23 protein-coding genes are annotated in these 25412 nt (G+C 40.2%); 8 read left to right on the top strand and 15 right to left on the bottom strand.

All coding sequences use genetic code 11. From position 1 onward, the window contains the following. Positions 1 to 380 precede the first annotated feature (380 nt). Entirely contained in the window at positions 381 to 542 is a 162-nt protein-coding gene (locus HPC41_RS19405) for a hypothetical protein (RefSeq protein ID WP_172395688.1), read from the top strand. An 825-nt stretch (positions 543 to 1367) separates the two neighbouring features. Next, positions 1368 to 2390 (top strand): LacI family DNA-binding transcriptional regulator, encoded by a 1023-nt coding sequence (locus HPC41_RS19400; RefSeq protein WP_172395686.1) that lies wholly within the window; start codon positions 1368 to 1370, stop codon positions 2388 to 2390. A gap of 139 nt (positions 2391 to 2529) precedes the next feature. Here HPC41_RS19400 and uxuA read toward each other — a convergent pair whose 3' ends face one another. The 9 genes from uxuA to ettA form a co-directional block, all read right to left on the bottom strand. After that, complete coding sequence (gene uxuA, locus HPC41_RS19395) at positions 2530 to 3690, bottom strand: mannonate dehydratase (protein WP_172395684.1); 1161 nt, start codon at positions 3688 to 3690, stop codon at positions 2530 to 2532. A 12-nt stretch (positions 3691 to 3702) separates the two neighbouring features. Further along, entirely contained in the window at positions 3703 to 4521 is an 819-nt protein-coding gene (locus tag HPC41_RS19390) for an SDR family oxidoreductase (protein WP_172395682.1), read from the bottom strand. Between the two features lie 107 nt (positions 4522 to 4628). Then, positions 4629 to 4790: a cbb3-type cytochrome oxidase assembly protein CcoS gene (gene ccoS / locus HPC41_RS19385; protein ID WP_172395680.1), complete on the bottom strand. Its 162-nt coding sequence runs from the start codon at positions 4788 to 4790 to the stop codon at positions 4629 to 4631. A 5-nt stretch (positions 4791 to 4795) separates the two neighbouring features. Then, positions 4796 to 7189, bottom strand: coding sequence for a heavy metal translocating P-type ATPase (locus HPC41_RS19380; RefSeq protein ID WP_172395678.1), 2394 nt, complete (start codon positions 7187 to 7189; stop codon positions 4796 to 4798). Between the two features lie 8 nt (positions 7190 to 7197). Further along, positions 7198 to 8568, bottom strand: a complete 1371-nt coding sequence (gene hemN / locus HPC41_RS19375) for an oxygen-independent coproporphyrinogen III oxidase (protein ID WP_246250893.1) — start codon at positions 8566 to 8568, stop codon at positions 7198 to 7200. Continuing rightward, positions 8565 to 8984 (bottom strand): Rossmann-fold NAD(P)-binding domain-containing protein, encoded by a 420-nt coding sequence (locus HPC41_RS19370; protein ID WP_172395676.1) that lies wholly within the window; start codon positions 8982 to 8984, stop codon positions 8565 to 8567. The genes hemN and HPC41_RS19370 overlap by 4 nt, the downstream gene beginning before the upstream one ends. A gap of 226 nt (positions 8985 to 9210) precedes the next feature. Next, positions 9211 to 10278, bottom strand: a complete 1068-nt coding sequence (locus tag HPC41_RS19365) for a response regulator (protein ID WP_172395674.1) — start codon at positions 10276 to 10278, stop codon at positions 9211 to 9213. A gap of 152 nt (positions 10279 to 10430) precedes the next feature. Continuing rightward, the gene (locus HPC41_RS19360; protein WP_172395672.1) at positions 10431 to 11621 is read right to left on the bottom strand and encodes a PAS domain-containing sensor histidine kinase; all 1191 of its coding nucleotides are present in this window, start codon (positions 11619 to 11621) and stop codon (positions 10431 to 10433) included. An 8-nt stretch (positions 11622 to 11629) separates the two neighbouring features. Further along, positions 11630 to 13312: an energy-dependent translational throttle protein EttA gene (gene ettA, locus HPC41_RS19355; RefSeq protein WP_172395670.1), complete on the bottom strand. Its 1683-nt coding sequence runs from the start codon at positions 13310 to 13312 to the stop codon at positions 11630 to 11632. 185 nt (positions 13313 to 13497) lie between these two features. Between ettA and HPC41_RS19350 the strand changes: the two genes are divergently transcribed. After that, positions 13498 to 16023 carry an ATP-dependent Clp protease ATP-binding subunit gene (locus HPC41_RS19350; RefSeq protein ID WP_172395668.1) on the top strand — a complete coding sequence of 842 codons (2526 nt, stop codon included), beginning with the start codon at positions 13498 to 13500 and terminating at the stop codon, positions 16021 to 16023. A 137-nt stretch (positions 16024 to 16160) separates the two neighbouring features. Then, positions 16161 to 16580: a hypothetical protein gene (locus tag HPC41_RS19345; RefSeq protein WP_172395667.1), complete on the top strand. Its 420-nt coding sequence runs from the start codon at positions 16161 to 16163 to the stop codon at positions 16578 to 16580. Positions 16581 to 16687: 107 nt separating this feature from the next. On the opposite strand, the gene recN is transcribed toward HPC41_RS19345, so the two are convergent. Next, positions 16688 to 18349, bottom strand: coding sequence for a DNA repair protein RecN (recN, locus tag HPC41_RS19340; protein WP_172395666.1), 1662 nt, complete (start codon positions 18347 to 18349; stop codon positions 16688 to 16690). Between the two features lie 461 nt (positions 18350 to 18810). Between recN and HPC41_RS19335 the strand changes: the two genes are divergently transcribed. Together HPC41_RS19335 and HPC41_RS19330 are read left to right on the top strand one after the other, a co-directional pair. Continuing rightward, positions 18811 to 19425, top strand: coding sequence for a SprT family zinc-dependent metalloprotease (locus HPC41_RS19335; protein WP_172395664.1), 615 nt, complete (start codon positions 18811 to 18813; stop codon positions 19423 to 19425). Between the two features lie 67 nt (positions 19426 to 19492). Continuing rightward, positions 19493 to 19906 carry a hypothetical protein gene (locus HPC41_RS19330; protein WP_104385601.1) on the top strand — a complete coding sequence of 138 codons (414 nt, stop codon included), beginning with the start codon at positions 19493 to 19495 and terminating at the stop codon, positions 19904 to 19906. Positions 19907 to 20033: 127 nt separating this feature from the next. Here HPC41_RS19330 and HPC41_RS19325 read toward each other — a convergent pair whose 3' ends face one another. The 4 genes from HPC41_RS19325 to HPC41_RS19310 form a co-directional block, all read right to left on the bottom strand. Beyond that, a complete protein-coding gene (locus HPC41_RS19325) occupies positions 20034 to 20294 on the bottom strand; it encodes a hypothetical protein (protein ID WP_172395662.1) in 261 nt (86 codons plus the stop codon). A gap of 82 nt (positions 20295 to 20376) precedes the next feature. Next, positions 20377 to 20706, bottom strand: a complete 330-nt coding sequence (locus tag HPC41_RS19320) for a hypothetical protein (RefSeq protein WP_172395660.1) — start codon at positions 20704 to 20706, stop codon at positions 20377 to 20379. 16 nt (positions 20707 to 20722) lie between these two features. Continuing rightward, positions 20723 to 22018 (bottom strand): FecR domain-containing protein, encoded by a 1296-nt coding sequence (locus tag HPC41_RS19315; protein ID WP_172395658.1) that lies wholly within the window; start codon positions 22016 to 22018, stop codon positions 20723 to 20725. 104 nt (positions 22019 to 22122) lie between these two features. Next, positions 22123 to 22653, bottom strand: a complete 531-nt coding sequence (locus HPC41_RS19310) for an RNA polymerase sigma factor (protein ID WP_172395657.1) — start codon at positions 22651 to 22653, stop codon at positions 22123 to 22125. 258 nt (positions 22654 to 22911) lie between these two features. Here HPC41_RS19310 and HPC41_RS19305 point away from each other — a divergent pair, with 258 nt between their 5' ends. Both HPC41_RS19305 and HPC41_RS19300 read left to right on the top strand, forming a co-directional pair. Then, the gene (locus HPC41_RS19305) at positions 22912 to 23520 is read left to right on the top strand and encodes a MauE/DoxX family redox-associated membrane protein (RefSeq protein WP_172395655.1); all 609 of its coding nucleotides are present in this window, start codon (positions 22912 to 22914) and stop codon (positions 23518 to 23520) included. Positions 23521 to 23660: 140 nt separating this feature from the next. After that, complete coding sequence (locus tag HPC41_RS19300; RefSeq protein WP_172395653.1) at positions 23661 to 23990, top strand: hypothetical protein; 330 nt, start codon at positions 23661 to 23663, stop codon at positions 23988 to 23990. 63 nt (positions 23991 to 24053) lie between these two features. Here the strand turns inward: HPC41_RS19300 and HPC41_RS19295 are convergent, their stop codons facing one another. Beyond that, on the bottom strand, positions 24054 to 25412 hold the full coding sequence (locus tag HPC41_RS19295; protein WP_172395651.1) for a RagB/SusD family nutrient uptake outer membrane protein: 1359 nt from the start codon (positions 25410 to 25412) through the stop codon (positions 24054 to 24056).

Genomic DNA, 25412 nt, shown 5'->3' with positions numbered 1-25412 from the left:
CCTTGCGGAGTGGTGCAAAGATAGGGAGTTTATTAACAAACTTCCAAGCCTTTTGTTTTATTTTCTTTCAATATATCCTTAACTCGCTGAACATGTGGTTGATTTTTTTGTTCTGAGGAAATACGAAGGCGGCAAAACAGCTACGGGGTAGAAAGCTACAGCAGAGAGGCCGGGAACGGAGTGGATGTAGATCGCCTAGATTTGGAAAGGTTATAGAAATTGTGGCCTAATGGGAAAAAGGAGGCCCTGCGTGAAACGCGGGAGCAAAAGAGACAGCTGTTCCTTTGATCGGAGCGCCGATTGCCTTAATACTTTTTAGTCCAAAATACTTTTTAGTCCAAAACCATAGGGCTGGCAAACAGAAACCATCAGGGCATACAGTGGGAAGACAGGAGAATGGACGTGGACGTGAACAAAACAGAGGCCTCCGGCCGAATAGGCAACGGGGCACAACCAGAAATCTTCCGATGAGCCGGCCATTCCGGATCAGGGCGATCGAATCTTGGGCAGGCATAAAAACCGCAACCGGAAACAGGCCGTAAAGACGACAGAAAGACAAGGCAAAAGCAGCAGCAACAATACCAATACATTTCCAGTGTTTAGTTAGGTTTTACTTAGGTTTTGTTTAGGTTTAGTTTAGGTATTCTTTAGGTAAAAGCTAATGGATACCTAACTAAATCCTAGCTTAAATCTCGCTTATTGCTAAATTAATACTGGCCTTATCTTTAAAAAATACCAAACTAGGTATACCTACAGGCAAAAGCATCCTTCTTCAGGAGACTTTTTCTTACCTTCTTGCTATCTCCTCGGCTTTTCTCTATGTTTACCTAGCTTTTCCCTCATTATCTGTTGTTTTGGATAGGTAAACAATATGATACGCTAGGGAATAAGCCGGTCTTACAAACGGCCAGGCTATAGGACTAGCGGGGCCATATATCATATTCGGCGGTCCTCATCCCCTCCCAGTCAGAACTGCTTCATATCAGGGTCGGGACAGCTTCAGGAAGAATCCGTACTCTTTCCGTGCTGAGTCCATAATGAGTCCGGGTCTAACACGCTAAAACAGCAGTAGCAGTCCGGTCGAACCATGCCAATATCTGCACTCAGACGCTTTTAAAACCCGATTCGATCCCGAGCAGATCTCGAATCGCAGCCGAAAGAACACCAATAAAGCCAACACTAGGGCTCATTGGCTAGAAACACAGTTTTTTGAAGTAAAACACTCAAAAATTGTACTTGTTTAACATAAAAATGCTATAAAGCGGACTACATTATTGTTACAACGTAAATCTTGGATAATTATCAAAAAGACTTTGTTTGTATATTTTTTTATGTAGATTTATCTTCTCATAATAACTTCCAACGTGATGAGCAGAACTACCCTGAAAGATATAGCTTTAGAACTCAACATTTCTGTTTCCACGGTTTCCAAAGCGCTATCAGACAGCTACGAAATCAGTGAAGCAACGAAAAAATTGGTTCAGGAATATGCCAAGAAACATAATTTCCATCCCAATAAATTAGCAAGGAGTTTAAAAATTGGAAAATCAAATACCATTGGAGTTATTGTTTCCAATATCAGCAATACCTTCGTATCACAGATTCTCGACGGAATCCAGATCGCCTCTCAGCAAACCATCTACGATATTATATTCATGCAAAGCAGAGAGGATGAACGTATCGAAAAAAATTGTATAGATGTATTAAGAATGCGCGGTATAGACGGTCTAATGATCGCTCCCGTATCGTCTGGATCAAATATTGAAGAACTTAAAGATCTAATTAAAGCTAAAATACCCGTAGTCATATTTGATCGAATCAATCACAAATTGGATACATTCAAGGTTGGCGTCAATAATTTTAAAGGAGCCTACGATGCCACACAACACCTTATTCAACGAGGAAAACGGAATATATTACACATCACAGGAAAGAATTTAGGCGTTGCCGAGGAACGGCTAAATGGCTTTAAAGCCGCCTTATCTGATGCTAACATCCCTTTTGATGAAAAACATTATATTGAATGCGGGTTTAACAGCACTGTTGATTTAGATAGTAGAATAAAAGAAATAATAATCAAGGAATTTATTGATCACAAAAATATCGACGCAATTTTCGGAGCAACGGATGTGATCACAACAAGAACATTGGGTATTTTGGCCGAACTTCAAATAGAAGTTCCGACGGAAGTTGCTGTCATTGGATTTTCTAATACTCAAATCGCTGCCTCATTAAATCCTGCATTGTCTACAGTGGTACAACCTGCAACTGAAATTGGTGAAATAGCAACAAAAAAACTGATTGACACCATCAATCAAACACGACCAATTCACGAATTTGAAACCATCGAACTTCCGACACAACTTATCGTAAGAAAATCTTCATTATAATCCTTCTTCGTTTCACATGGGGAGAATAAAAAAAGACAGTCAGTAGATAATACCCTAAAAACTATTATCTACTGACTGTCTTTTTTTATTTGGCAGTACTCTTGTTCGCGAAAACAAACAATTCGACCATTATTGTGAATTACTCGCCAGCAATGCCATATTCCAATCCCCGCAATTCAGCCAAACCTCTCAGTCGACCAATAGCAGAATAACCAGGATTTGTCACTTTATTAAGATCGTCCAGCATCTGATGCCCATGATCAGGTCTAAAAGGAATAGCAGTAGATCTCAACTGATTCTCAGCGACCAAAATTTGCATAATTTTATACATATTCACATCTCCATTCAAATGATCTGCTTCATAGAAACTACCTATGACATCTTTCTTTACATTCCGCAAATGAACAAAGTTTACACGTCCTTTGACTTGATCCAATATTGCCGGTAAATCATTAGTCTGGCTGGCTCCTAATGAGCCTGTGCAGAAACAGATACCATTAAATTGTTGAGGTACCTCCCCTAAAATATACTCGAGATCTTCACCATTACTCGCAATACGTGGTAAACCCAAAATCGGATACGGCGGATCGTCAGGATGGATCGTCATACGGATACCATCGGTTTCACATTGCGCAGAAATTCCATTTAAAAAATAAATCAAATTTCTCCGTAAGCCATCCCTTCCTATATGTTTATATGTATCTATGCTTGCCTTTAATGCATCCAACTCTACACTTTTTTCCCCTGGAATCCCCATCAGCACAACATTTGTCAAGTTCTCCTTTTGCTGTTTGGAAATTGTACTAAAACGTTCAGTAGCCTTTCTGACAATATCTTCTGAATAATCCTGTTCAGCAGATACCCGTTTTAAAATAAAGATATCAAAAAGAGCAAGGTCAATCCAGTCAAAATAAAGCGCCTTTGAGCCGTCTGCCATCGTCAGATCCAATTGGGTTCGGGTCCAATCCAGCACCGGCATAAAATTGTAACACACGGTTTTAATGCCGCACTGCGCCAAATTAGCTAATGTCTGGTTGTATTTAGCGATATATTCATCAACTTTAGGTCCTTTGGTCTTAATTTCTTCATGAACCGTTACGCTCTCTACCACCGACCAAACTAAACCGGCTTCTTCGATAATACGTTTTCTTTCTTGAATATCGGCTAATGGCCAAACCTCACCGTGAGGAATATGGTGTAGCGCTGTCACAATACCTGTTGCACCAGCCTGTTTAACATCCTGTAGGGATACTGGATCGTTGGGACCGTACCAACGCCATGTTTGTTCTAATTTATTCATTTCAAAGTTTCGTTAAACACCACACCATGCATTAAAGCCGCCATCCACAAAGACAGTTTCTCCGGTTACAAATGCTGAGGCATCGCTCATCAAATAGATTAAAGTTCCTTTTAACTCCCGTGGATCTCCCAATCGGTTGTAAGGTGTTCCGCTAAGTATCCGCTGGGTGCGATCACTATAACTCCCATCTGGATTTATCAATAGATTTTTGTTTTGCTTGGTCAGGAAAACACCCGGAGCAATGGCATTGACACGGACCTTGTCACCATAACGTTGTGCAAGTTCCGTTGCCATCCATTTTGTATAACCATCAATACCATGTTTGGCAACTGTGTAGCCCAACACTCTTGTAAATGGGCGACTTGCTGTCAAGGACGAAATATTGACGATTACTCCTTTTCCGCTCTCTGCGATTACCCTGCCAATAATATGTGTTGGAATAATGGTTCCGTAGAGATTAAGTTCTATCGCTTTAATTGTATCCTGAATATTGCTAGCGAACAGATCCTGGTCAACTCCTATTGTTGCTCCGGGAATATTTCCGCCGACAGCATTCACTAATCCATCGATTCGCCCCCATTTTCCGAGGATCTCATCTTTTGCTCTACTGACATCCTGCTCGTCCATGATATCAACTTCGACAAATATCGCCTCTCCGCCGAGAGATTCGACCTGTTTTACGCGTTCTGCTCCGATCTGATCATTACGTCCAAGAATAGCTATTTTTGCTTCTGCCTCAGCTAGCGCTTCTACAAATGCCTCACCTAGAATTCCTGTACCACCCGTAATGACAACAACCTTATCTTTTAATGAAAACGGATTATTATTCATGTGTTTCTTTTTCAAATTGGTATTTATCCCCAATTTTATTGATAATAACCTTAATTACAAAAAAAAGTAATTGATTTAATTACGATAACGTTTTAGTTAACATTATTCTATTTTTCCTTTTGCTCTATTGTTTCATCATCAAACAGAATTCTTACCGAGGGGGTATAGGTGTCATCATGCTGCCCGGACTTATTCGCCCAGAAAAAAGCACATAAAAATACCAGTGCTAATAAGACACTGCAACCAATTAGAATATACATAATTTCCATAAGAACTATAGTTTATGACGTTTTGCATACCATCTTGTCATTAAGCTGGTAAATGAGATAATCGTAACTGTACTGATAGGCATTAAGATGGCCGCGAATAAGGGCGACATAATCCCCTGAACAGCAAAACTCAGCCCGATTACATTATAAAGTAAGGAGATAGCAAAACTCATATGGATTACTTTCACAGCATCCTTACTGAAAGCAAAGAAATTTGATAATTTTCCAAATGATTCGCCATCGAGAATCGCGTCACATCCAGGCGAAAAGTTATTGATATCATCACTTACGGCAATTCCCAAATCAGCTTTACGCAGCGCACCGGCATCATTTAATCCATCCCCGATCATACAAACATATTTCTCCCCTTGTCGAAATCGTTGAATACGTCCAAGTTTTTCCATTGGCGATTGATTGAACATTAAACAAGCATTCGATGGAAAAATTAATTTTAGCGCATCCAATCGACGGTCATTATCACCAGATATCAGATGAAGACCATAATGAGGTTTGAAATCTTCGATCAAAGCGGACAGACCAGTTCTCCACGCTTGTTCCATTGTAAAATATCCTTTTAATTCTTCACCAATGCGTATGAATACAACAGATCCATCGATCTTGGTATTTTCTATATTTAAAAAATTGGCACTCCCGATTTTGACGATTTGTCCTTCAAGCGCTGCTTCCATTCCTTTTCCCGGATATTCCTTAAAATTCCACACAGCAATATCCGATGACACGTCCAGCCATTTTACGATCTCCCTGCTCAAGGGATGACTGGAATTTCGGCACACTGCGTTGAGCAGCATTTTTTCATTTGTGGTAAGTGTACCCTCAAAATAAATTGATGTTGCTTTTGGTGAAGAAATGGTTCCCGTTTTATCAAAGACGATTGTATCTATCATAGCCATCTGTTCGATCGCTGCTGTATTTTTGACGTAGAACTTGTTTCTATCGAAAATACTTAATGCCGCAGATAGGGTAAATGGAGAGCTCAACGCCAATGCGCAAGGACATGCGATAATGAGCACTGCCGTAAAAGCCCCCCAAGCCCTATTGGCATTTTCATCTACAGCCCAATATAGTGCTGCAAAAAGAGCGATAGCCAATAAAACAACAGTAAAATATTTACTTATAAAGTTGACAAAAGTCTGAAAATGCTTGTCATAATCTTTATAGTTTTCATTATTCCATAATTTGGTTAGATAGGATTGTGAAATCGGCTTAATGACCTCCAGTTCTATCGCCTCTCCAGTCTGTCGACCTCCGGCATAAACAATCTCCCCTAATGTTTTACTTACAGGACTTGATTCCCCGGTTACAAAACTAAAATCAATCGCTGCATCACCTTTTAGCAATATGGCATCTGCTGGAATAATCTCATTGTTACGGACAAGGATACGATCCCCAACACGAATATCGGCCAATTGCACAGGTTTGTCTCCGAGCTCATTAAGCACAGTGACTGCAACGGGAAAATAACTCCGATAATCACGTTCAAAAGAAATATGGTAATATGTCCGCTGTTGTACCCACTTTCCAATGAGAATAAAGAATACTAGACTACATAGGGTATCCGTAAAACCCGCTCCCGTTTGTGTTATTACCTCGAAAGCAGAACGTAGAAATAGTATTAATATTCCCAAGGCTAATGGAACATCAAGGTTTAATCTCTTTTGTTTTAAACTAACATAGGCTGACTTAAAATAACCTGAAGCACAATACAACAAAACTGGTACACCAAAAGCTAAATTAATGTAACCGAAAAAACTGGCATACTCCTTTTCAAATACACCCATACCAAAGTAATCCGGAAAACTGAATAACATCGAATTTCCGAAACAAAATCCGGCTACGGCAATTTTGGCAACCAAAGGATTTAAGTTATTTTTATTCCCCTCTTTAATGACATCCTGTAAAGTAATCTTAGGATTATAACCAATATCCACCAATAGATGTACTAAGTCTTTTAAGGAAAGTAAAGTATGATTAAAGGTAATACTAGCCTGTTTTTTCATAAAGTCCACGCGGGACTGCAGAACGTTTGGGTTTAATTTATAAAGATTTTCAAGGAGCCAAATACATGAACTACAATGAATAGCGGGAATATAAAAGGTAATGATAGTCATCTTTTCATCCTGAAAATCCACTAATTTAGCTGCAACTTGTGGTTCATCCAAGTACGAAAAGTCCTCCTGCGTTGTTTTATTGGATTTTCCCGGATGCTGATTATAACGATAATATTGTTGCATGCCGCCATCTTGTAAAACCTGATATACGGTTTGGCATCCCAGACAGCAAAAATCATGATCGTCAAGGTGATATCCTGTTTCTTCGATTTTGTCTCCACAATGGAAACATATCTCGGTCAGGTTTATTTCTTCCTTAGTTTCTGCCATACCGCTAATTAAATCGCTTCACTAAATAATTGCGTTTTTGAACGAAGATTCAACAAACGCTGGTCAAAAGCCATACAGATATTCCGTAAAAACGAACGTCCTGTAGCAGTGCATCGAATCAGGTCGTTCTCAATGCAGACTAAACCGTCTTGAACCAATGTTGACAACTCTTCCATAATCTGTTCCGCTAAATAGGATGTAGGATTCAAACGTACTTTACCTTTACACATCATATCAAGGATATAACGCCTTATGATCAGATCTTCCCGGTTGAGTATATGCCCCTTTACAACTGGCAATACGCCCGAGGAGATCAGTTTGTGGTATTCCTCAACAGTTTTCACATTCTGAGCGAAGCCACCCCAAGCATCGCTAATCGAAGACACGCCAATACCGATCAACAATGGGCTAAACCGATCTGCATACCCCATAAAATTGCGGTGCAAACGTTCCTGTTGGAAAGCTAAATAAAGCTCATCCTCTTTTTTTGCAAAATGATCCATGCCAATATCTGCATACCCCTTTGCCAGGATCATCCTTTTTCCAAGATTATACAGTGCTAATTTAGCAGTACCTTTCGGCAAGTCAGCCTCCGTATAATGCCGCTGCCCAGGTTTTAACCAAGGTACATGCGCATAACTATAAAACGATATGCGATCCGGCCCCAGCAGCATGGATTTTTCAATAGTATCCCGTACCGATGCTATGGTCTGCCTGGGCAATCCATAGATCAAGTCGAAATTAATAGAATCAAATCCGATTTTCCTCGCATTCAGCATCACCTCTTCCACCTCTTCAAAAGACTGATGCCTATTAATCATAAACTGCACCAACGGATCAAAATCCTGTATACCCAAACTCAGACGGCGAAACCCCAGATCAAAAAGGATTTGAAGATGTGCGGTTTTGGTATTGGCTGGATGCGCTTCGAATGAAAAACAGCTTTCCGCCGCTACATTGACATGTTTTAGAATTCCTTCAATCAATAATTTCAGGTTTTCGGGCTGAAAAAATGTAGGCGTGCCACCCCCCAGGTGTATTTCTGACAACAAAGGTTTTTCACCATTGAAAACTGCCAAATACATCTCCCACTCTTTCAAGAGAGAGGTGATATACGGTAGTTCAACCTGATGATTTTTTGTGATACGCGTATTACAGCCACAGTAGGTGCATAGACTTTCGCAAAAAGGAAGGTGTATATATAGGCTCAGTCCCTTATCTTTTGACTGCTGGAAAGTACGGTATACTTGATCCTTCCAAGCTTCGGTAGAAAATGTTCTCTCGTCCCAAAATGGAACTGTTGGATAACTCGTATACCGTGGCGCAGCAACATTATATTTCTGCACCAATTCCTCCATAGATTTTTCTTGTGTACTCATTGAAAATTATTTTTTGCACAATCATTTAAACAACAGCAAGCTTTCCCGACACATTTTTCTATTCCCCAAAGATTGAGATTCCGAACAGTCTGTTCTGCCAGTCCTTTTGGGCTTTGATCCTCAAAAGGCGCATTGGCAATCTGAATTCTCAGATCACCCGCTTTTACCAAATCAATATGGGATGTATGCTTACTTCTTGTCATAATTCTGTTGATTCCTAATTCTTTTAAATTAAGTAGCATTTTGCCATCCAAAATATCTCCCCCAGAGATGACAACCGCATCCTTTCCGCGCGCGTAATTTTGCGTTTCAAGATTTAATCCATTTGAAATCAAGGTTAGATCATGCTGTTTTGCATTGGCCAATGCCCAAAACTCTTTTTCAAATGATCTCACATTATATACAACTACTTTCATTTTGAACGCTACAATCAACCCTATATAAGTTTATCCTAATAACAAAAGTAAATCATAGCTAGGCCCAAAAACATGATACATGACCATACCTAACAATGATATATATCACAATTATGCAAAAAGGGCGTCCCCCGTGAATTCGGGGACGCCCTTTTTTGTATGTAAGATTTAAATGATCCGAAGCAGCTTCAGGCCAATCTATTTGCTTTAATTGTTAAGTGAACGATCACTGTTTTACATCGCGCAGGTTTTTAATGGAATTGATATAAATCTTTCCTTTTTCTTTCGAGATCAACTTTTCCTCTCTAAAATCAGAAAGCATACGGGACACTGTTTCATTTGCCGTACCCGCTATCGAAGCAATCCCATCTCTAGTGATATCAATTGAACAGGTATTAACCTCATTGATATTAACTCCACTTTTTTCGGCCACACTGATTAATGCATTGGCGACACGTTTGCGGACAGAATGGTATGCGAACCCCAACAATTGTTCTTCTTTTTCACGGAGGTCTATGGAAAGCAATTTAATAAACTTGCTGGCTATTGCTGGTTTTTTCCATAAGAGTTCCAAAAAAGCATCTTTGGGGATTAAAATAATTTCACTCGGCTCAACAGCTTCTGCATAATCTTCGTAGTTTTCATTCAATAGGACAGATCCATAGCCAAAATAATTACCTTCTATAAAGATGCCAGTGGATAGCTCACGTCCATCTTTATACGTTTTAAAGCTTCGAATCTGCCCAGATTTCACATAGTAAACATACGTAGGCGAATCGTCCTTTTCAAAGATTGACTGTTTCTTTTTTACTGCTTTCACCCGAGAGTTGGTGATCAATTCCTGAAGTAATAAAACTTGCTCTTCTGCACTCAGCTGTAAATCGTAATCTTCTGGCGCCTCGGCAGACAGCTGTTCGTGTTTTTTCAACCGAACTTCAATTGCGTTCATCAGTTCGACATCATCAAAAGGCTTGGTCAGGTAATCGTCAGCTCCCATCTCCATTGCCTTGCGCATATCCGCGCGTTCGGCTTTGGCGGTCAGAAAAATAAAAGGAATTTTTGAAGTACGCTCTATTTTACTTAACATAAACAGTACACCATAACCATCCAATTCGGGCATCATAATATCACAGAGAATTAAATCAGGAATATGTCGGGTTGCCAAATCAACGCCTATTCGGCCGTTCTCAGCTGTAATGATATCATACCGTCCAGTCAACTCCAAAATCTCCGTTGTTCCCTCTCTAATATCAATATTGTCTTCAATGATTAGAATTGTCTTTTTATTTTTCATCTCTCAATAATTATTGATGAGTGTATATTGCCATTACTTTCAATTAACTTTTTACACTCAGTTTTTTATTCGTACTTATAGTTATTTGGACGCACAAATCCTTACCATTTATGATGTACAAGCCTATCATTCTACTATCGATCAGATGGAATTTAAATCTTATCAAAACTGACTTTAAATGATGTTCCCTTATGCACTTCCGAAACAAACTCCATTTTACCCTCCATAAGTTCGATATATCGCTTCACAATATTCAGTCCCAATCCAGTGCCCGGAATATTTCCGGTGTTATGTGCTCTGAAAAAAGGCTCGAATAAATGTACCTGATCCTCTTCGGGAATACCAATACCGTTATCTTTTACAGAAATTGAACAACCATCATCATCAATACAAGTTGTAAATTCAATTAATGTATCCTCGCCTGAATATTTGATGGCATTGGAAATCAAATTTACCAGTGCATTTTTCAATAAATTCTGATCCAATGAAAAATGGCCGATCTCACCTGTATGCTGATAGACAATATGCTGATTTTTCTTGCAGATCAACTGCATTTCCTCTGTAATTTCCTCAGCTAGTTCAACCAAATTTATATACTGTTTGTTCATGACCACGATACCTGCCTCCAATTTTTCCAGTGACAGAAAGTCGTTCAATATACTGGTCAGGAGTTGCACTGCGCCTTTGATTTTGTTCGTATGTTTAATGATATTCGCTTTATCATCGGGACGATCCGCATATTTTTCAATCAGCGAGGCTGACAATTGGACAGAACTCAACGGTGTGCGAAACTCATGTGAAGCCATGGATACGAAGCGCGATTTAAGCTGATTAAGCTCAATTTCTTTCTCCAGTGATTTAGAGACTTCAGCCTTTGCTTTTTCCAATTCAGAAACCAACGCTATTAAATCACGCGTCCTTTCACTGACTTTATGTTCCAATTCGGCCGCATGCTGTTTTAGCATATCTTCCGCAGCCTTTTCACGTGATAGATCGTGGATAAATCCAGTAAAAATATTTTTATCTTTAAGCCAGACCTCACTCACGGCTAAGCGGAACGGAAAAGTTTCTCCGTTCTTCTTTAGTCCCATCACCTCGCGACCGATCCCGATAATTTTCTTATGTCCTGTCGTTTGATAATTATGGAGATAACTATCATGATTACCTCGATCAGGTTCGGGCATTAACATGGAAACATTATGACCTATAACTTCTTCAGCGTTGTAACCAAACAATTCCAGAGCAGCAGGGTTAATGCTTTCCACATTTCCCCTGTTGTCTATGGTAATAATTCCATCGATGGCGTGGTCTATTATCGCTGCTAAAAGCCTTCCGCTTTCCATGATCACTTTTATTTTACCAATTTTTTGTATTTAATACGATGCGGAGTTACATCACCCAACCGTTTTTTACGGTTCTCCTCATATTCAGTGTAGTTACCCTCAAAGAAATAGACTTGAGAATCACCTTCAAAAGCGAGAATATGCGTACAGATACGGTCCAAAAACCATCTATCGTGAGAAATTACCACGGCACAGCCGCCGAAATTCTCCAAACCTTCCTCTAAAGCACGTAATGTATTGACGTCAATATCATTAGTTGGCTCATCGAGTAGAAGCACATTTGAACCTTCTTTTAATGTAATTGCCAAATGGACACGGTTGCGTTCTCCACCAGATAGTACACCTACTTTCTTTTGTTGGTCAGCTCCATTAAAATTAAATTTAGACACATAAGCTCTGGAATTTACAGAGCGATTGCCTAGGATCATATTATCGTTACCCCCAGTGATATTCTCCCAAACGGATTTTTCAGGATCAAGGTCATGGTGCATCTGATCGACGTAACCCAATTTAACAGTCTCCCCCACTTTGAACGATCCCGTATCCGGAGTTTCCTGTCCTGTGATCAGGCGGAATAACGTTGTTTTACCTGCACCATTTGGCCCGATGATACCAACGATACCTGCAGGAGGTAACATAAAACTTAAGTTTTCAAATAAGATACGGTCACCATAAGCTTTGGAAATATCGGTTGCCTCAATGACAGAATTACCTAAGCGTGGTCCCGGTGGAATAAACAATTCCAATTTTTCTTCACGCTCTTTGGTTTCTTCAGAAGCTAACTTTTCATAGTTGTGAAGACGGGCTTTCGATTTGGCGTGACGGGCTTTTGGAGCCATACGTACCCACTCCAGTTCACGCTCCAATGTTTTTTGACGTTTAGTTTCTTGCTTTTCTTCCTGTGCCAAACGTTTAGCCTTCTGGTCTAACCAAGAAGAATAGTTTCCTTTCCATGGAATGCCCTCACCGCGATCCAGTTCTAATATCCATCCTGCGACATTGTCCAAGAAATAACGGTCGTGGGTAACAGCAATGACTGTTCCTTTATATTGTTTTAAATGTTGCTCTAACCAATCAATAGATTCAGCATCCAAGTGGTTGGTCGGCTCATCGAGTAATAAAACATCTGGTTCTTGTAATAATAAGCGACATAATGCTACACGCCTGCGCTCACCACCTGACAAATTGGCAATTTTGGCATCAGGTTCCGGGCATCGTAATGCATCCATTGCTCTTTCCAATTTAGAATCGATTTCCCAAGCATTTGTTGCATCTATTTTATCCTGTAATTCGCCTTGTCTAGCCAACAGTTTATCCATTTCGTCTGGGTTCTCATAGACCTCAGGCAAGCCGAATTTCTCATTAATTTCTTCGTATTCTTTTAAGGTAGCTGTAATTTCAGCAACACCTTCCTGAACAATTTCAAGGACGGTCTTTTCGGTATCTAATTGTGGTTCCTGCGCTAAATAGCCTACAGAATAGCCTGGAGAAAACACGACTTCACCCTGATATGATTTGTCCAAACCCGCAATAATTTTCAATAATGAAGACTTTCCGGATCCATTCAGACCGATCACGCCGATTTTAGCACCATAGAAAAAAGATAAATAAATATTTTTTAGAACTTGTTTTTGAGGCGGATAGATTTTGTTGACACCCGCCATCGAAAAAATAATCTTCTCGTCTGACATAAAATTTAAAAAAATTGGAAAACTCTTGTTATATTAACATACAAATGTAATCTTTTATACTGACATTTTGGACGTATAATGGTCATGGCTTAATTGTTGATGACATTATTTAAAATAAATTTAAGGTTTGAAATGTAGAATTTACTACATTTATATATCCTTAATATAAAACAGAAAGGTATTCAATGGAAGCAAAATTTTCACCGCGCGTAAAGGATGTCATATCGTACAGTAGAGAGGAAGCTTTGAGATTGCGTCACGATTATATAGGTACTGAGCATTTGTTGCTTGGCTTAATTCGTGAAGGCGATGGAATGGCGATCAAAATCCTTAAAAACATAGGCATTGACACAACAGCCCTACGTCAATCTGTGGAAGACGCAGTGAAGGGGGCATCTGTATCACGTGCACCTATTGGCAACATGCCGTTAACTAAACAAGCTGAAAAAGTTCTGAAAATTACTTATTTGGAAGCGAAGATTTTCAAATCTGATATTATTGGGACCGAGCACCTATTATTGGCTATCTTACGAGATGAAGATAATATTGCTTCGCAAATTTTACAGCAATATAATGTGACCTATGACATCTTCAAATCCGAAGTAGAGCAAAATAAAACCACCATCAAGGATGAGGCCCCAGGTTCCCCTACCGGTGACGATGACTTTGCTGAGGATGATCAATATATCCAACCTAAAAAGGTTTCGGATATCAAATCCAAAACACCGGTATTGGACAACTTTGGCCGTGACCTGACCAAAGCTGCCGAGGAAGGTAGACTGGATCCTATTGTAGGTCGTGAAAAAGAAATCGAACGTGTATCACAGATTTTATCACGTCGTAAAAAGAACAATCCTTTATTGATCGGAGAACCTGGTGTAGGTAAATCGGCTATAGCGGAGGGATTGGCACTACGTATTGTGCAGCGCAAAGTATCACGTGTCTTATTCAACAAGCGTGTGGTTACCTTGGATCTGGCTTCATTGGTTGCGGGAACGAAATATCGTGGTCAATTTGAGGAGCGCATGAAAGCGGTCATGAATGAACTGGAAAAATCACCGGATGTGATTTTGTTTATCGACGAAATCCACACCATTGTTGGCGCTGGTGGTGCTTCAGGTTCTTTGGACGCTTCAAATATGTTCAAACCAGCTTTGGCGAGAGGAGAAATACAATGTATCGGTGCGACCACACTCGACGAATACCGTCAGTATATTGAAAAAGACGGCGCTTTAGACCGTCGTTTCCAACGTGTGACGATTGAACCAGCTACACATGATGAAACTGTTGAGATCTTAAATCGTATCAAAGAGAAATATGAAGATCACCACAATGTGACTTATACTCCAGAAGCGATTGAAGCCTGTGTAGCCCTGACAACACGCTATATAACAGATCGTTTCCTACCGGACAAAGCGATTGATGCATTGGATGAAGCCGGCTCCCGTGTACACTTGAACAATATCCATGTTCCACAATCCATTATTGACATCGAGAATAAAATCGAGGAAGTCAAATTGGAGAAAAACAAAGTGGTGCGTAGTCAGAAGTACGAGGAAGCTGCTAAACTACGTGACACTGAGAAGAAACTTATCGACGAATTGGAGAAAGAAAAAATTGCATGGGAAGAAGAAACCAAGTCTAAACGATATACTGTTTCCGAGGAAAATGTAGCGGAAGTTGTCGCAATGATGACCGGTATCCCGGTACAACGCGTCAGCCAAACAGACAGCCAAAAGCTGTTGAATATGGGTGAGCTGATGAAAGGAAGAATCATTGGTCAAGATGACGCTGTCGGTAAACTGGTGAAAGCCATCCAACGTACGCGTGCTGGACTAAAAGATCCTAAGAAGCCAATCGGTTCCTTTATATTCCTAGGTCCTACTGGTGTCGGTAAAACTGAATTGGCAAAAGAGTTAGCGCGATTTATGTTTGATACCGAAGATGCGCTTATTCAAATTGACATGAGTGAATACATGGAGAAATTTGCGATATCACGCCTTGTCGGAGCGCCTCCGGGATATGTCGGTTATGAAGAAGGTGGACAGTTAACAGAGAAAGTACGTCGTAAGCCTTACGCTGTCGTGCTTTTGGATGAAATTGAGAAAGCGCATCCAGATGTGTTCAACTTATTGTTGCAAGTATTGGATGAAGGTCAATTGACGGATAGTTTGGGACGTAAGGTAGATTTCCGTAACACTATTATCATCATGACTTCCAATATTGGCGCACGTCAGTTGAAAGAATTTGGTCAGGGAGTTGGTTTCACTACTGCCGCAAAATCGCAGCAGACAGATGCACATTCCCGCGGGGTAATCGAAACTGCATTAAAAAGAGCTTTTGCTCCAGAGTTTTTAAACCGTATTGATGACGTTATTGTATTCAATTCGTTGACAAAAGAAAATATCTTTAAGATCATTGATATTGAATTGACGTCATTGTTTAAACGAATTGCAGATTTGGGTTATACCATTAACTTGACGGATGAGGCTAAAGGTTTCATTGCAGACAAAGGTTACGACAGTAATTTCGGTGCACGTCCTTTAAAGCGTGCAATCCAGAAATATCTGGAGGATCCAATTGCAGAAGAAATCCTCAAAGGAAATGTGCAAACCGGTTCAGTTTTGACCGTGAGTATTAATCCGGAAACTAAAGATATTGAGGTTTCTAGCTCAGATCCGAAGTCGTCAAAAGATACAGCTGAGAAATAATCACTCATTGTATTCGAAATAAATTCAGAAAATGCACCAATATGGTGCATTTTTTGTTGTAAAGAAGGTTGACGTTAAACTTTAGCAGAATTTTATCGTCCTATACTAAAAAATATGTCACAAATAACACAAACGATATGAAAAGACTTTTATTAGCAGCCTTAATTGGAACCGCAGCCTTGGTTTCATTCTCTTCTTGTAAAAAGGAGTATATTACACAAGAGGTAAACGTTTTAGATGGCACAAGTTATGTATTTCCTGTTAAATCAAATGAATGGGTCAAAGAAGCTAACAATCTCTACAGAAAAGACATTTCTATGAAGGATTTAGATCAACGCTATTATGAAGACGGCCATGTGAATGTGGCGATTAATTTTGATGCAGCATCGGATAGATATGAGGCAATTCCATCTGAAATATTTGGCTATCAATTTTCGTTCAACTATTCTATAGGTGTCGTACGTGTTTATGCCAGGGATGTAAGCGGAGAAGCTCCTACTGCACCAGATAATATGCTTCTTAAAGTTGTTTTAACAGATGCATCTATAGGGAATTAAAAATATGATAAGCCTCGGATAGAAGTTCCAAGGCTTATCATATTTTTAATTGCACTGAAGTTCTCGAAATAAAAAGTGGGCTTAAAAATTATAATATAATTTTTCCACTAACCCCTCAACAACAACTCTGCATGCTCTAGGGCAGCATCCGTAGGATTTGCTCCGCTCAGCATCTGCGCGATCTCTTTTACCCTCCCTGTTTGATCGAGCCTAACAATATTTGATATCGTACGATCCGCTTTATCTTCTTTATACACTTTAAAATGCGCCGCACCTTTTGAGGCAATCTGTGGCAAGTGGGAAATCGCGATTACCTGCATATTTTGAGCTAAATTTTCCATAACCTCACCTACACGCAAAGCGACCTCTCCAGAAATCCCCGTATCGATCTCATCAAACACAATGGTTGGCAAAGCCGAAGTTTTGGCAACCAGTGACTTTATGGCCAACATCACACGGGAAAGCTCACCACCAGAAGCCACACGATGGATGGATTGTAAAGCCTGTCCCTTATTTGCTGAAAATAAGAACTGAATGGTATCTATTCCAGACTCGCGCATCTCTCCCTCTTTTAGGGGCTCTAATACGATCTGAAGCACGGCATTCGGCATACCTACATTCAACAATGTCTTTTGCACGTCATTGGCTATTGTATCCAATACTAATCTACGTGCCTGTGAGAGCTCTTTCGCGTTGTGCAGCGCAACTTCCAGTTTCTGTACAACCTCGGCTTCCAGACGCTCCAGCTGTTCGTCTGAGGAATTAATGGCTAATATCTTTGCTTCCAGATCGTCCCTTAACTGAATAAGATCCTCAACAGAATCTACATGGTGTTTTTTCTGTAACGAATACAGTAGGCTTAATCGCTCATTAATCTCCAACAAAGTACCTTCATCCAATTGGGTATCTTCTTCAAGCGAAACTAATTCTGCAGCCACATCTTTCAATTCGATCAACGTACTCTTCACCCGTAGAGCAAGATCAGCCGATTCGGGTAGAAAAGAGGATATTCCTTCGATCTGTGTCATCACGTCCTTCAGTTGCGTCAGTACCGCTGTCTCCTCATTTTCCAACAGATGCGATGCTGCATTTAAGGCTCGTTTGATATCCTCAGCATTCTCCAATTGACGCTGTTGCTGTTCGAGTATACCTTGCTCTTCTGCAACCAGCCGCACCCCGTCTAGCTCATCAAATTGAAACTGAAAATAGTCCAACTCTATTGCCGCTTTCTTAACCGTTTCTTTTAGTTCTTCTAATTCCCGCTTTGCTTTTTTATAGGCCGAATAGCTTTCCTTGTAACTTTGTTTCAAGGAAAATGAACCAGCGACGCTATCAACTACCAGAAACTGGAATTCCTCGGTATTGATCTGTAACGTTGCATGTTGGGAATGCACATCGATTAACTGCTCACCCAATTGCTTGAGTATGGCCAATGTAACCGGAGAATCGTTGACAAAGGCACGCGATTTACCATCTGGTGTTATTTCCCTTCGGATAATCGTATGATTCGCATAATCCAGGTCGTTCTGCTCAAAGAAACTATTTATTTGATAAGCTCCAATATTAAATTCTCCTTCGATCACGCATTTCTTAGATGGATCAAAAAAGTGTTTTCCCTCTGCCCTATTACCCAAAATTAGGGACAGTGCTCCCATAATAATGGATTTACCCGCTCCAGTCTCCCCAGTAATCATATTTAAGCCTTTATCAAATTGGATTTCCAATTCGTTGATCAGGGCATAATTCTTAATATGTAAGGTATCTAGCATATTTTTAAAGGTCTATTGTTACAGTTGGGAGGAAAATCCTTCCTCATCCAATTTATATAATCTAGTTTTATGATCCTTTCTTTAGTAGGTAATTTACCTAAAACTCAGACGATTTCAATATATTTTGTTCCAAAAAAATATTATTACAGATCTAAACAACTTATGTGATAATTATCCATAGCTGCTAAATACTAAAAATAATATCAAAATTACAAATAAAACTAATTATAATAGCTAAATAATAGCAATTATAAATATCCGTAGCATTTTATTTGCCAATGATTACACCCATTTATCTTCTTATTCGATCAAATGACAAACTAGCAATAGTCCACCATTAATACTATTGCTTTCTGTTATCAATAGACCAGCATTATTTTTTGACAGTATAATGTTTGCTTGTGACAAAATAATGTCCTTCTATTATTAGGTAAGCATGAATAAATCACTATTTTTACGGCATGCAAGATTACAGTGCGACCCTTAAAAAATATATGCCCGAGGAAGCTGCGCCGATCATATCCAACTGGATCAACCATACAGCGTGCCTGTTTAAGATTTCCCGTTCGCGGAGCAGCAAGTTGGGCGATTACCGTGCTCCTTTTAGGGGCAGTCCACACCGTATTTCAGTCAATCATGATCTCAACCCTTATTCCTTTCTTATTACGACCATACATGAATTTGCTCATTTACAGACCTGGAATAAGCATCAGCATCGGGTCAAACCGCATGGAACCGAATGGAAAAAGCAGTTTAAGGAGTTAATGGATCCTTTCTTAAAACTAGATATTTTTCCGCCAGACATCAATAATGCGATACATAGCTATATGGAAAATCCGGCCGCATCGAGCTGCACCGATCTTCATCTCTTTCGTACCTTAAAAGCTTATGACAAAGCAAAAAGCAATGCGCTGACAGTAGAAGCACTGGAGGATGGCCATTTTTTCAAGTTGAAAAACGGGCGGTCTTTTCAGCGGATTGAAAAAATACGGAAACGTTATAAATGTATGGAGCTAGCTAGCAAACGTATGTACCTGTTCAACCCAATTGCAGAGGTATTTCTGCTAGAACAATGATTTTTAACAAATACATTCATTATATTTTTATCTTTGCTAACTTAGGAAACAATTAAAGAGAGCTTTTATGTTACACTTACACTCGACAATAGCAATTGTCTTATTGCTAGCCCTGGTGATATCTATTGTGATCACCTTAATGAACTATTTAGGCAACAAACCTTACAACCGTAAGATTGCCTTATTAGGTTTTATCGTATCGCATATTCAATTGTTGGTGGGATTGATTTTATACTTCGTTTTGAAATACCCATCGATGATCTCTGGCAGCGTAATGAAAGATCCGACATTACGTTTAAAAATCATTGAACACCCATTAACAATGATCATAGCCATTGTATTGATTACCATCGGCTATTCAAAAGCTAAAAAGATGGAAAACTCCAGAAAAGCAAATCAAACTGTTGTGATTTTCTACATCATCGGTTTAATCTTGATGCTTGCGCGTATTCCATGGGGTACCTGGTCGTTATTTGCATAGTCTATAATCCAACATAGCGAAAGGCATCAATTGTTTAATTGATGCCTTTTTTATTTACCAACTGCCGCACCAATACAAAAAAAGCCTCAGTAAAACTGAGGCTTTCAATATTTTAAACGACTTTTAATTAGTCGCGATTTTTTCCAAATCCCAAAATACCGAAAACAGTTTTAAATGCTATAAGAGCGCCCACAATCATAGCTATGTTTGCTATCGCGGAGAACAAGAAAGTTTGTTGTCCCATTGCAGTACATACATCCGGTACAAAACGGATAAATGTACCTATTAAACCTAAAGCGATAGCTACTACCAATGTTTTGTAGTAATGAGTTTGATTCGCATTATTATCAGTTGTCTTTGGAGCTCTTGGTTGTACAGTTTCTGCCATTTCTATTTCGATTTTATTCGATACAAATGTACAAAATATTCTATGTTTGAAAAATAAAATTGAAAAAAGCAGCGATCATCAATTATTCAGTATATTTCTGTTCATATTTTTCTTTTTTTCGCTTGTAATCATGCGGATGCTCCTTCGTAATATGATATCCACCACAGTGGATACAGCTATACACATAGCGCTGCTTTGGCTTTCCTTCCCCACTGCGGTATTGGTGCTTCCTTCTATTTTTTCCCCGTAGCCACTTCTTATAGCGCCATTTTAACCACTGAATAAAGAAGCCTGCTTCGCCCTTGCTATTAAATCGTACCTTTCCGGTAGCCCTGCATTTGCGTCGCTCGATCAGGCTATTGATTTCGAAAGTAGTGAATACTTCGTCGATAAATTGCTTTTTGCTGCTCATGCTGCGTGTTCCTTTCTTATTTTATTTTCCTATCATCTCCATTTAATTGCCACATGGCTACTCTATCCCGTTTATCTTCGGGACAGAAGCTGATCATCCCTTTCTCTTCATGCAGCAGCACACCTGCCTGGCGGATAGCGCTGTATACTTCTTCCCTGCCGCTCTGATAACAGATCGCTGCCGAAATGTGCTTGTCCTTTGGAATACATTCCCATCTTTTGATCGTAAACCCTTCCCAGCGGCTCATTTCATCTACAAAAGCCCACAAAGGCATGTTTCTATAAATCCGGATTTTTCGGGTCCACATCTTGGCTTCTTTGAAATCCTGGTTCGCCACATAGCTCATTGTATCTCGGGGCTGCTGATTTTTGCCTGCATATTTAGCCCCGACATATACGAAGTCCCCGGGACAGACTATGGACTGTACTTTGTTCAGGCTATAGGAATAAATCTCCAATGTTCCATCATTAAGCAAGGCCTTCATGTTACTTGTATCCGCCCTGACCAAAAAGTCAGCACGGCTGGCTGTAATTTTGCCTTTTTCAGTACCAATAATCAGGGGGTCACTGCTATAACGGCTATTGGCGTCAACATACGCCTCTCCTTTTATATATACTACTGTTGAATCCCCTTTTCGGAGCGGATAGCTCAACTGGGACTGTGCATTCATCCGTACCCTGGTACCATCCTCCAGTTCAACAACACATTGCTGACGTGGAGCAGTATAAATATTTAAACTTTTTAAAGCTGATGTCTCACCGCCTGCCATTGGTTTTCTCTGGATACGCAACAGCCCCTCCAAAGTACGGCTGACAGCCAGCTCGCCAAGCTGTCCTAACGTTCCAAAGGTATCCTGCTCCACCCTTATCCATGTGGAGTCGGCAGCCAACAGGAGACAGGAAGACTCTATTAAAGGTATCTCTGTGTCGTCTGCGACGCCAAGACATTGCCCCTCCAGATGCAGCATGATATCCTCTTTTTTATGTGGATAAAATAAGTATAACAATACACCTCCAATAATTAGCAGCAAAGCTGCTGCATACCCAACTTTGCTGTACCGCTTTATTTTTTCTTTTCTTCGTATAGCTTCCCCCCGGCGTTTTATTTCCCCGTAATCAGGTGTCCAGTCCTCAAGCGGATCCTTGGGCAGCTGACCTTCCAGCTGCCTGAGTACCTCTACGACCATAAGGTCGTATTCATCCTCCGTATAGTGCGATCTTTTCTCTTTTAGATCTGCCTCTTCTTCGGGGCTGATTATTTCCAGCAGCTGTTTTTTGATCAGCTCTTGAACTTTTATAGTATCGCGTTCCATTTTCTTCAATTCTAATCTATATTCAATTAATACTAGAACTCGCTATTGATAAGTATAACTTATCTTTTCTTCAATTTTAATCTATATCCAATTGTAACCCGGTATCATGATCCCCTTAGGAGCCGTCTGATCTTGGCAAGCGCCGTACTCAGCAGATTCCGGACCCGCTGTGGCCGCAGGTCATGGCGGATCTCCAGTTCCTTATTGTCCAGGCCGTGCACTTTGGCATCTATAAAAATTTTTCTTTCCATCGGTGTGAGCTGTTCCGCTTTGGACAGCACTGCTTCCAGCATTTCTTGATAGTGTAGATCAGCTTCAATGTCTTGGCTATGGGGTACGGTCTGGAGCTCGTCTATCGCTATCTTCCGGTCATTCTTTTCCTGACGGAGTATTTTGAGTGCAATATTTCTTGCGATGGCCATCATCCAGGCAAAGGGATCTTTGCATATAGCGACTTTCTCCCGCTGCACAAATAATACGGTCAATGTTTCCGAAACCGCGTCTTTGACCAGTTCATCATCATTATTAACAATGTTTCTGATACGATTTTTTAGCTGGCTACCATGTTTAGCCATAATAAGCCGCAACCCCCGTTCGGGCTCTTTAACTAAAATTTCAAAAGGATCTTCCCCCATATCTCATCATTTAAGTATAACAAAGGCTTTATACAGCTCAACAAGAAAAATATAGCACTCATAAACAGCTAGTTATAAAACAAAACCATTTATAGCGGGTACATATTGCTTCCTTATGGTAGCTATATATAAACAGGAATGAAATAATTGAATTTGGTAAAACTAAGATACAAACACAAAACCGAATAAACAAATTTAAATATCTGATTTATAAATAGTTGTATTAAATATACGACCTGAAATTATACTGTTAAAAAAATGAAAACAAGAGCTTCACATATCACCGCTACCAGTATCCGCGCCTTTATGATACTCTTTTGGGCATATGTTGCACTGGATAAGCTATGGGATCTCCCTGGCTTCCATCAGGCACTGATAAAGCAGCCTTTTCCCGGCTGGTGGGCAGGAATATTGTTCTGGTCCCTGCCACTGATGGAGCTGGGTATAGTGATCCTGTTTTCTATTCATTCTTTCAGGAATACAAAACATCTATTTTTTGATCCGTTCGTGCTGTCTGCATTGCTGTTAACGGTCTTTACTGTCTACATCGGTCTTGGCGTCGCCGGTTTATACGCGCAGAAGCCCTGCGGCTGTGCTTCGGTACTGAGCAGGCTCTCCTGGGGCGGACACCTTGTTGTCAACCTGCTGTTATTGCTGCTGTCCATATTGGGGTGGTACTTGACTGGCCCAACTGCCCCCATGGCTGGGTGTAAGCGATATAAAAAGCAGGTCATTTTATTTTTAGCCAGACCTCAGGTGGTACGTATTCCGGTCTATGCTGTTATGCTGGAGCGCGTCAAAAAATTTAAAATGCGGTTTGCTGTCTTCCCGGCCTGGCCGGTTAGAGCAATAAATTATGACACGTGAAGGCACAGCCCGTAAAAACAGATCCCGAGGCACAGGACAGACCGATGCACCTCGTTAAAGCAAAGTGTTGGTCAAAAAAAATTAACATAGAGTTTTTTGTGGAGGTAAACTTTTTTTGCTACTATAAAAAAGGCCTCGGTATGAAAGCAATATCTTTCATCAAAAAGCATGCGATGGTCGTATTAGCCGGAGCAGCAATAGTTGGGTTCAGTTCGTTTAAGTTGGCTCAAGCTGATACCTACTGGTTTGAAGTTGATGCAAGTGGCAATATCACCAATCATATTTCAGGACCAAGTTCGTCTTGTCCTGACACCGACAAACCGCAGGTATGCGCTATTGAATTGGATCAAGACTACGTAGACTTAAGTGGTACACAACCACAAGCTACTGTAAGTAATCTCAATCAGACACAGGTACAGAATCCTTCAGGGATTCCGTTTGAGCAAACGCGCAGCAGAGATATGGATTAACCATGCTATTGACTTGCTCTTCTAAGCAAAGACAGGGGATCAACAAATCGATCCCCTGTTTTTTTATCTTTCATTCTGTAGGTAATGCCCCAATAAAATCGCTTCATCCGGAATCGGAAAAGTAAATCGTTTATCCTTTGGCGGCAAAGTGTAGCTCTTTCCTTCCAATTCTCTAGCAAGGGATATATCCTGATTTTCAATAGCATTTAACCTGCGGATGTCTGACCATCTCGTTCCTCTAAATAGCAGTTCTTTTCTGCGTTCAGTTAATATCACTACTAATAGATCTTCCGGATTATTGGGCAGCGAGGAAGCATCGAAACTTCCTTTTGCATAGCGTTTTGCCAATAAGGCCGTAAGCATGCCTTTTGCACCGGTCAAGTCCCCTGTTCTCAGTGCACATTCTACCCAAATCAGATACAGTTCATCCCGAGCGATACCAGAGAAGAAGATCGTTGGCGCGTTATAATACATTCCCTTATAACGACATAATCCATCCTTATCAAAATAGAAAAACAGTTTTTTACGAAGATCGTTATCAGTATAAGATTGATAGAGCGATTTATTCACTTGTGCTCTTGTGGGACCTAGGATCTGAGCTGAAAAAACATTATGAAAAACCACCTCTTTGTTAAGGACATCAAAAGGCATTTCTTTCGTCGGATCCATATCATTGTAGTCCAACAGCGTGTTATCAATCTTCATTGCTTCATCCACAGCTTCCAAAGCCAATGAATAATTTCCCTGCAACAGATTGCATTTCGCTTTCAGTGAAAAAGCAGCCTGTTTATTGGGCCTAGTAGCCACAGAAGATGTTTCAGGTAGCAAGGCTATAGATTCTTCCACATCTTTCAGAATCTGCTTGTACGTCTCAGCAACCGTCTTTCTTGCTTCAGCAGGTTCGTTGATATCAGCCGTCAAACGAATTGGCAGACCATATTTATTTGTACCTGCATTCTCATCATACGGCGGACAAAATACTTGAGCCAATTGATAGTAAGCCCAGGCCCTAAAGAATAGTGCTGCCCCTTTTAAATTTTGAAATGCTTCATCATTTGTAAAATTACCTTCTTGAAGTTTTTCCAAAACAAGATTGGAGGTATAGATCTGCTGATAAGGTGTATTCCAGCATGAAGTTTTTTCACCCTCAAAAATTTCCTTCGCCCAGATATAGGTATTTCGCTCCTGCGCATAATATAGACTTCCCCAGCGATCATCCGAAAGGAAGTAATCATCCGCTCCAACCTCACCGAGGTTGGCGACCGTATGCATGTTCATTGTTGTATTGTCCAACAATGCCTGCAAATCTTTGATCCGCTCTGGCACCACCAAACTTTTATCTGGCTTAATATCGAGATAATCATGGTAGCAGCTGCTATTCATCAATAACAGCGACAGTATTGCTATATATTTTAATTTCAT

This window comes from Sphingobacterium prati (assembly GCF_013167215.1).
GTDB lineage: Bacteria > Bacteroidota > Bacteroidia > Sphingobacteriales > Sphingobacteriaceae > Sphingobacterium > Sphingobacterium prati.
This window is presented reverse-complemented; position numbering and strand designations above follow the sequence as displayed.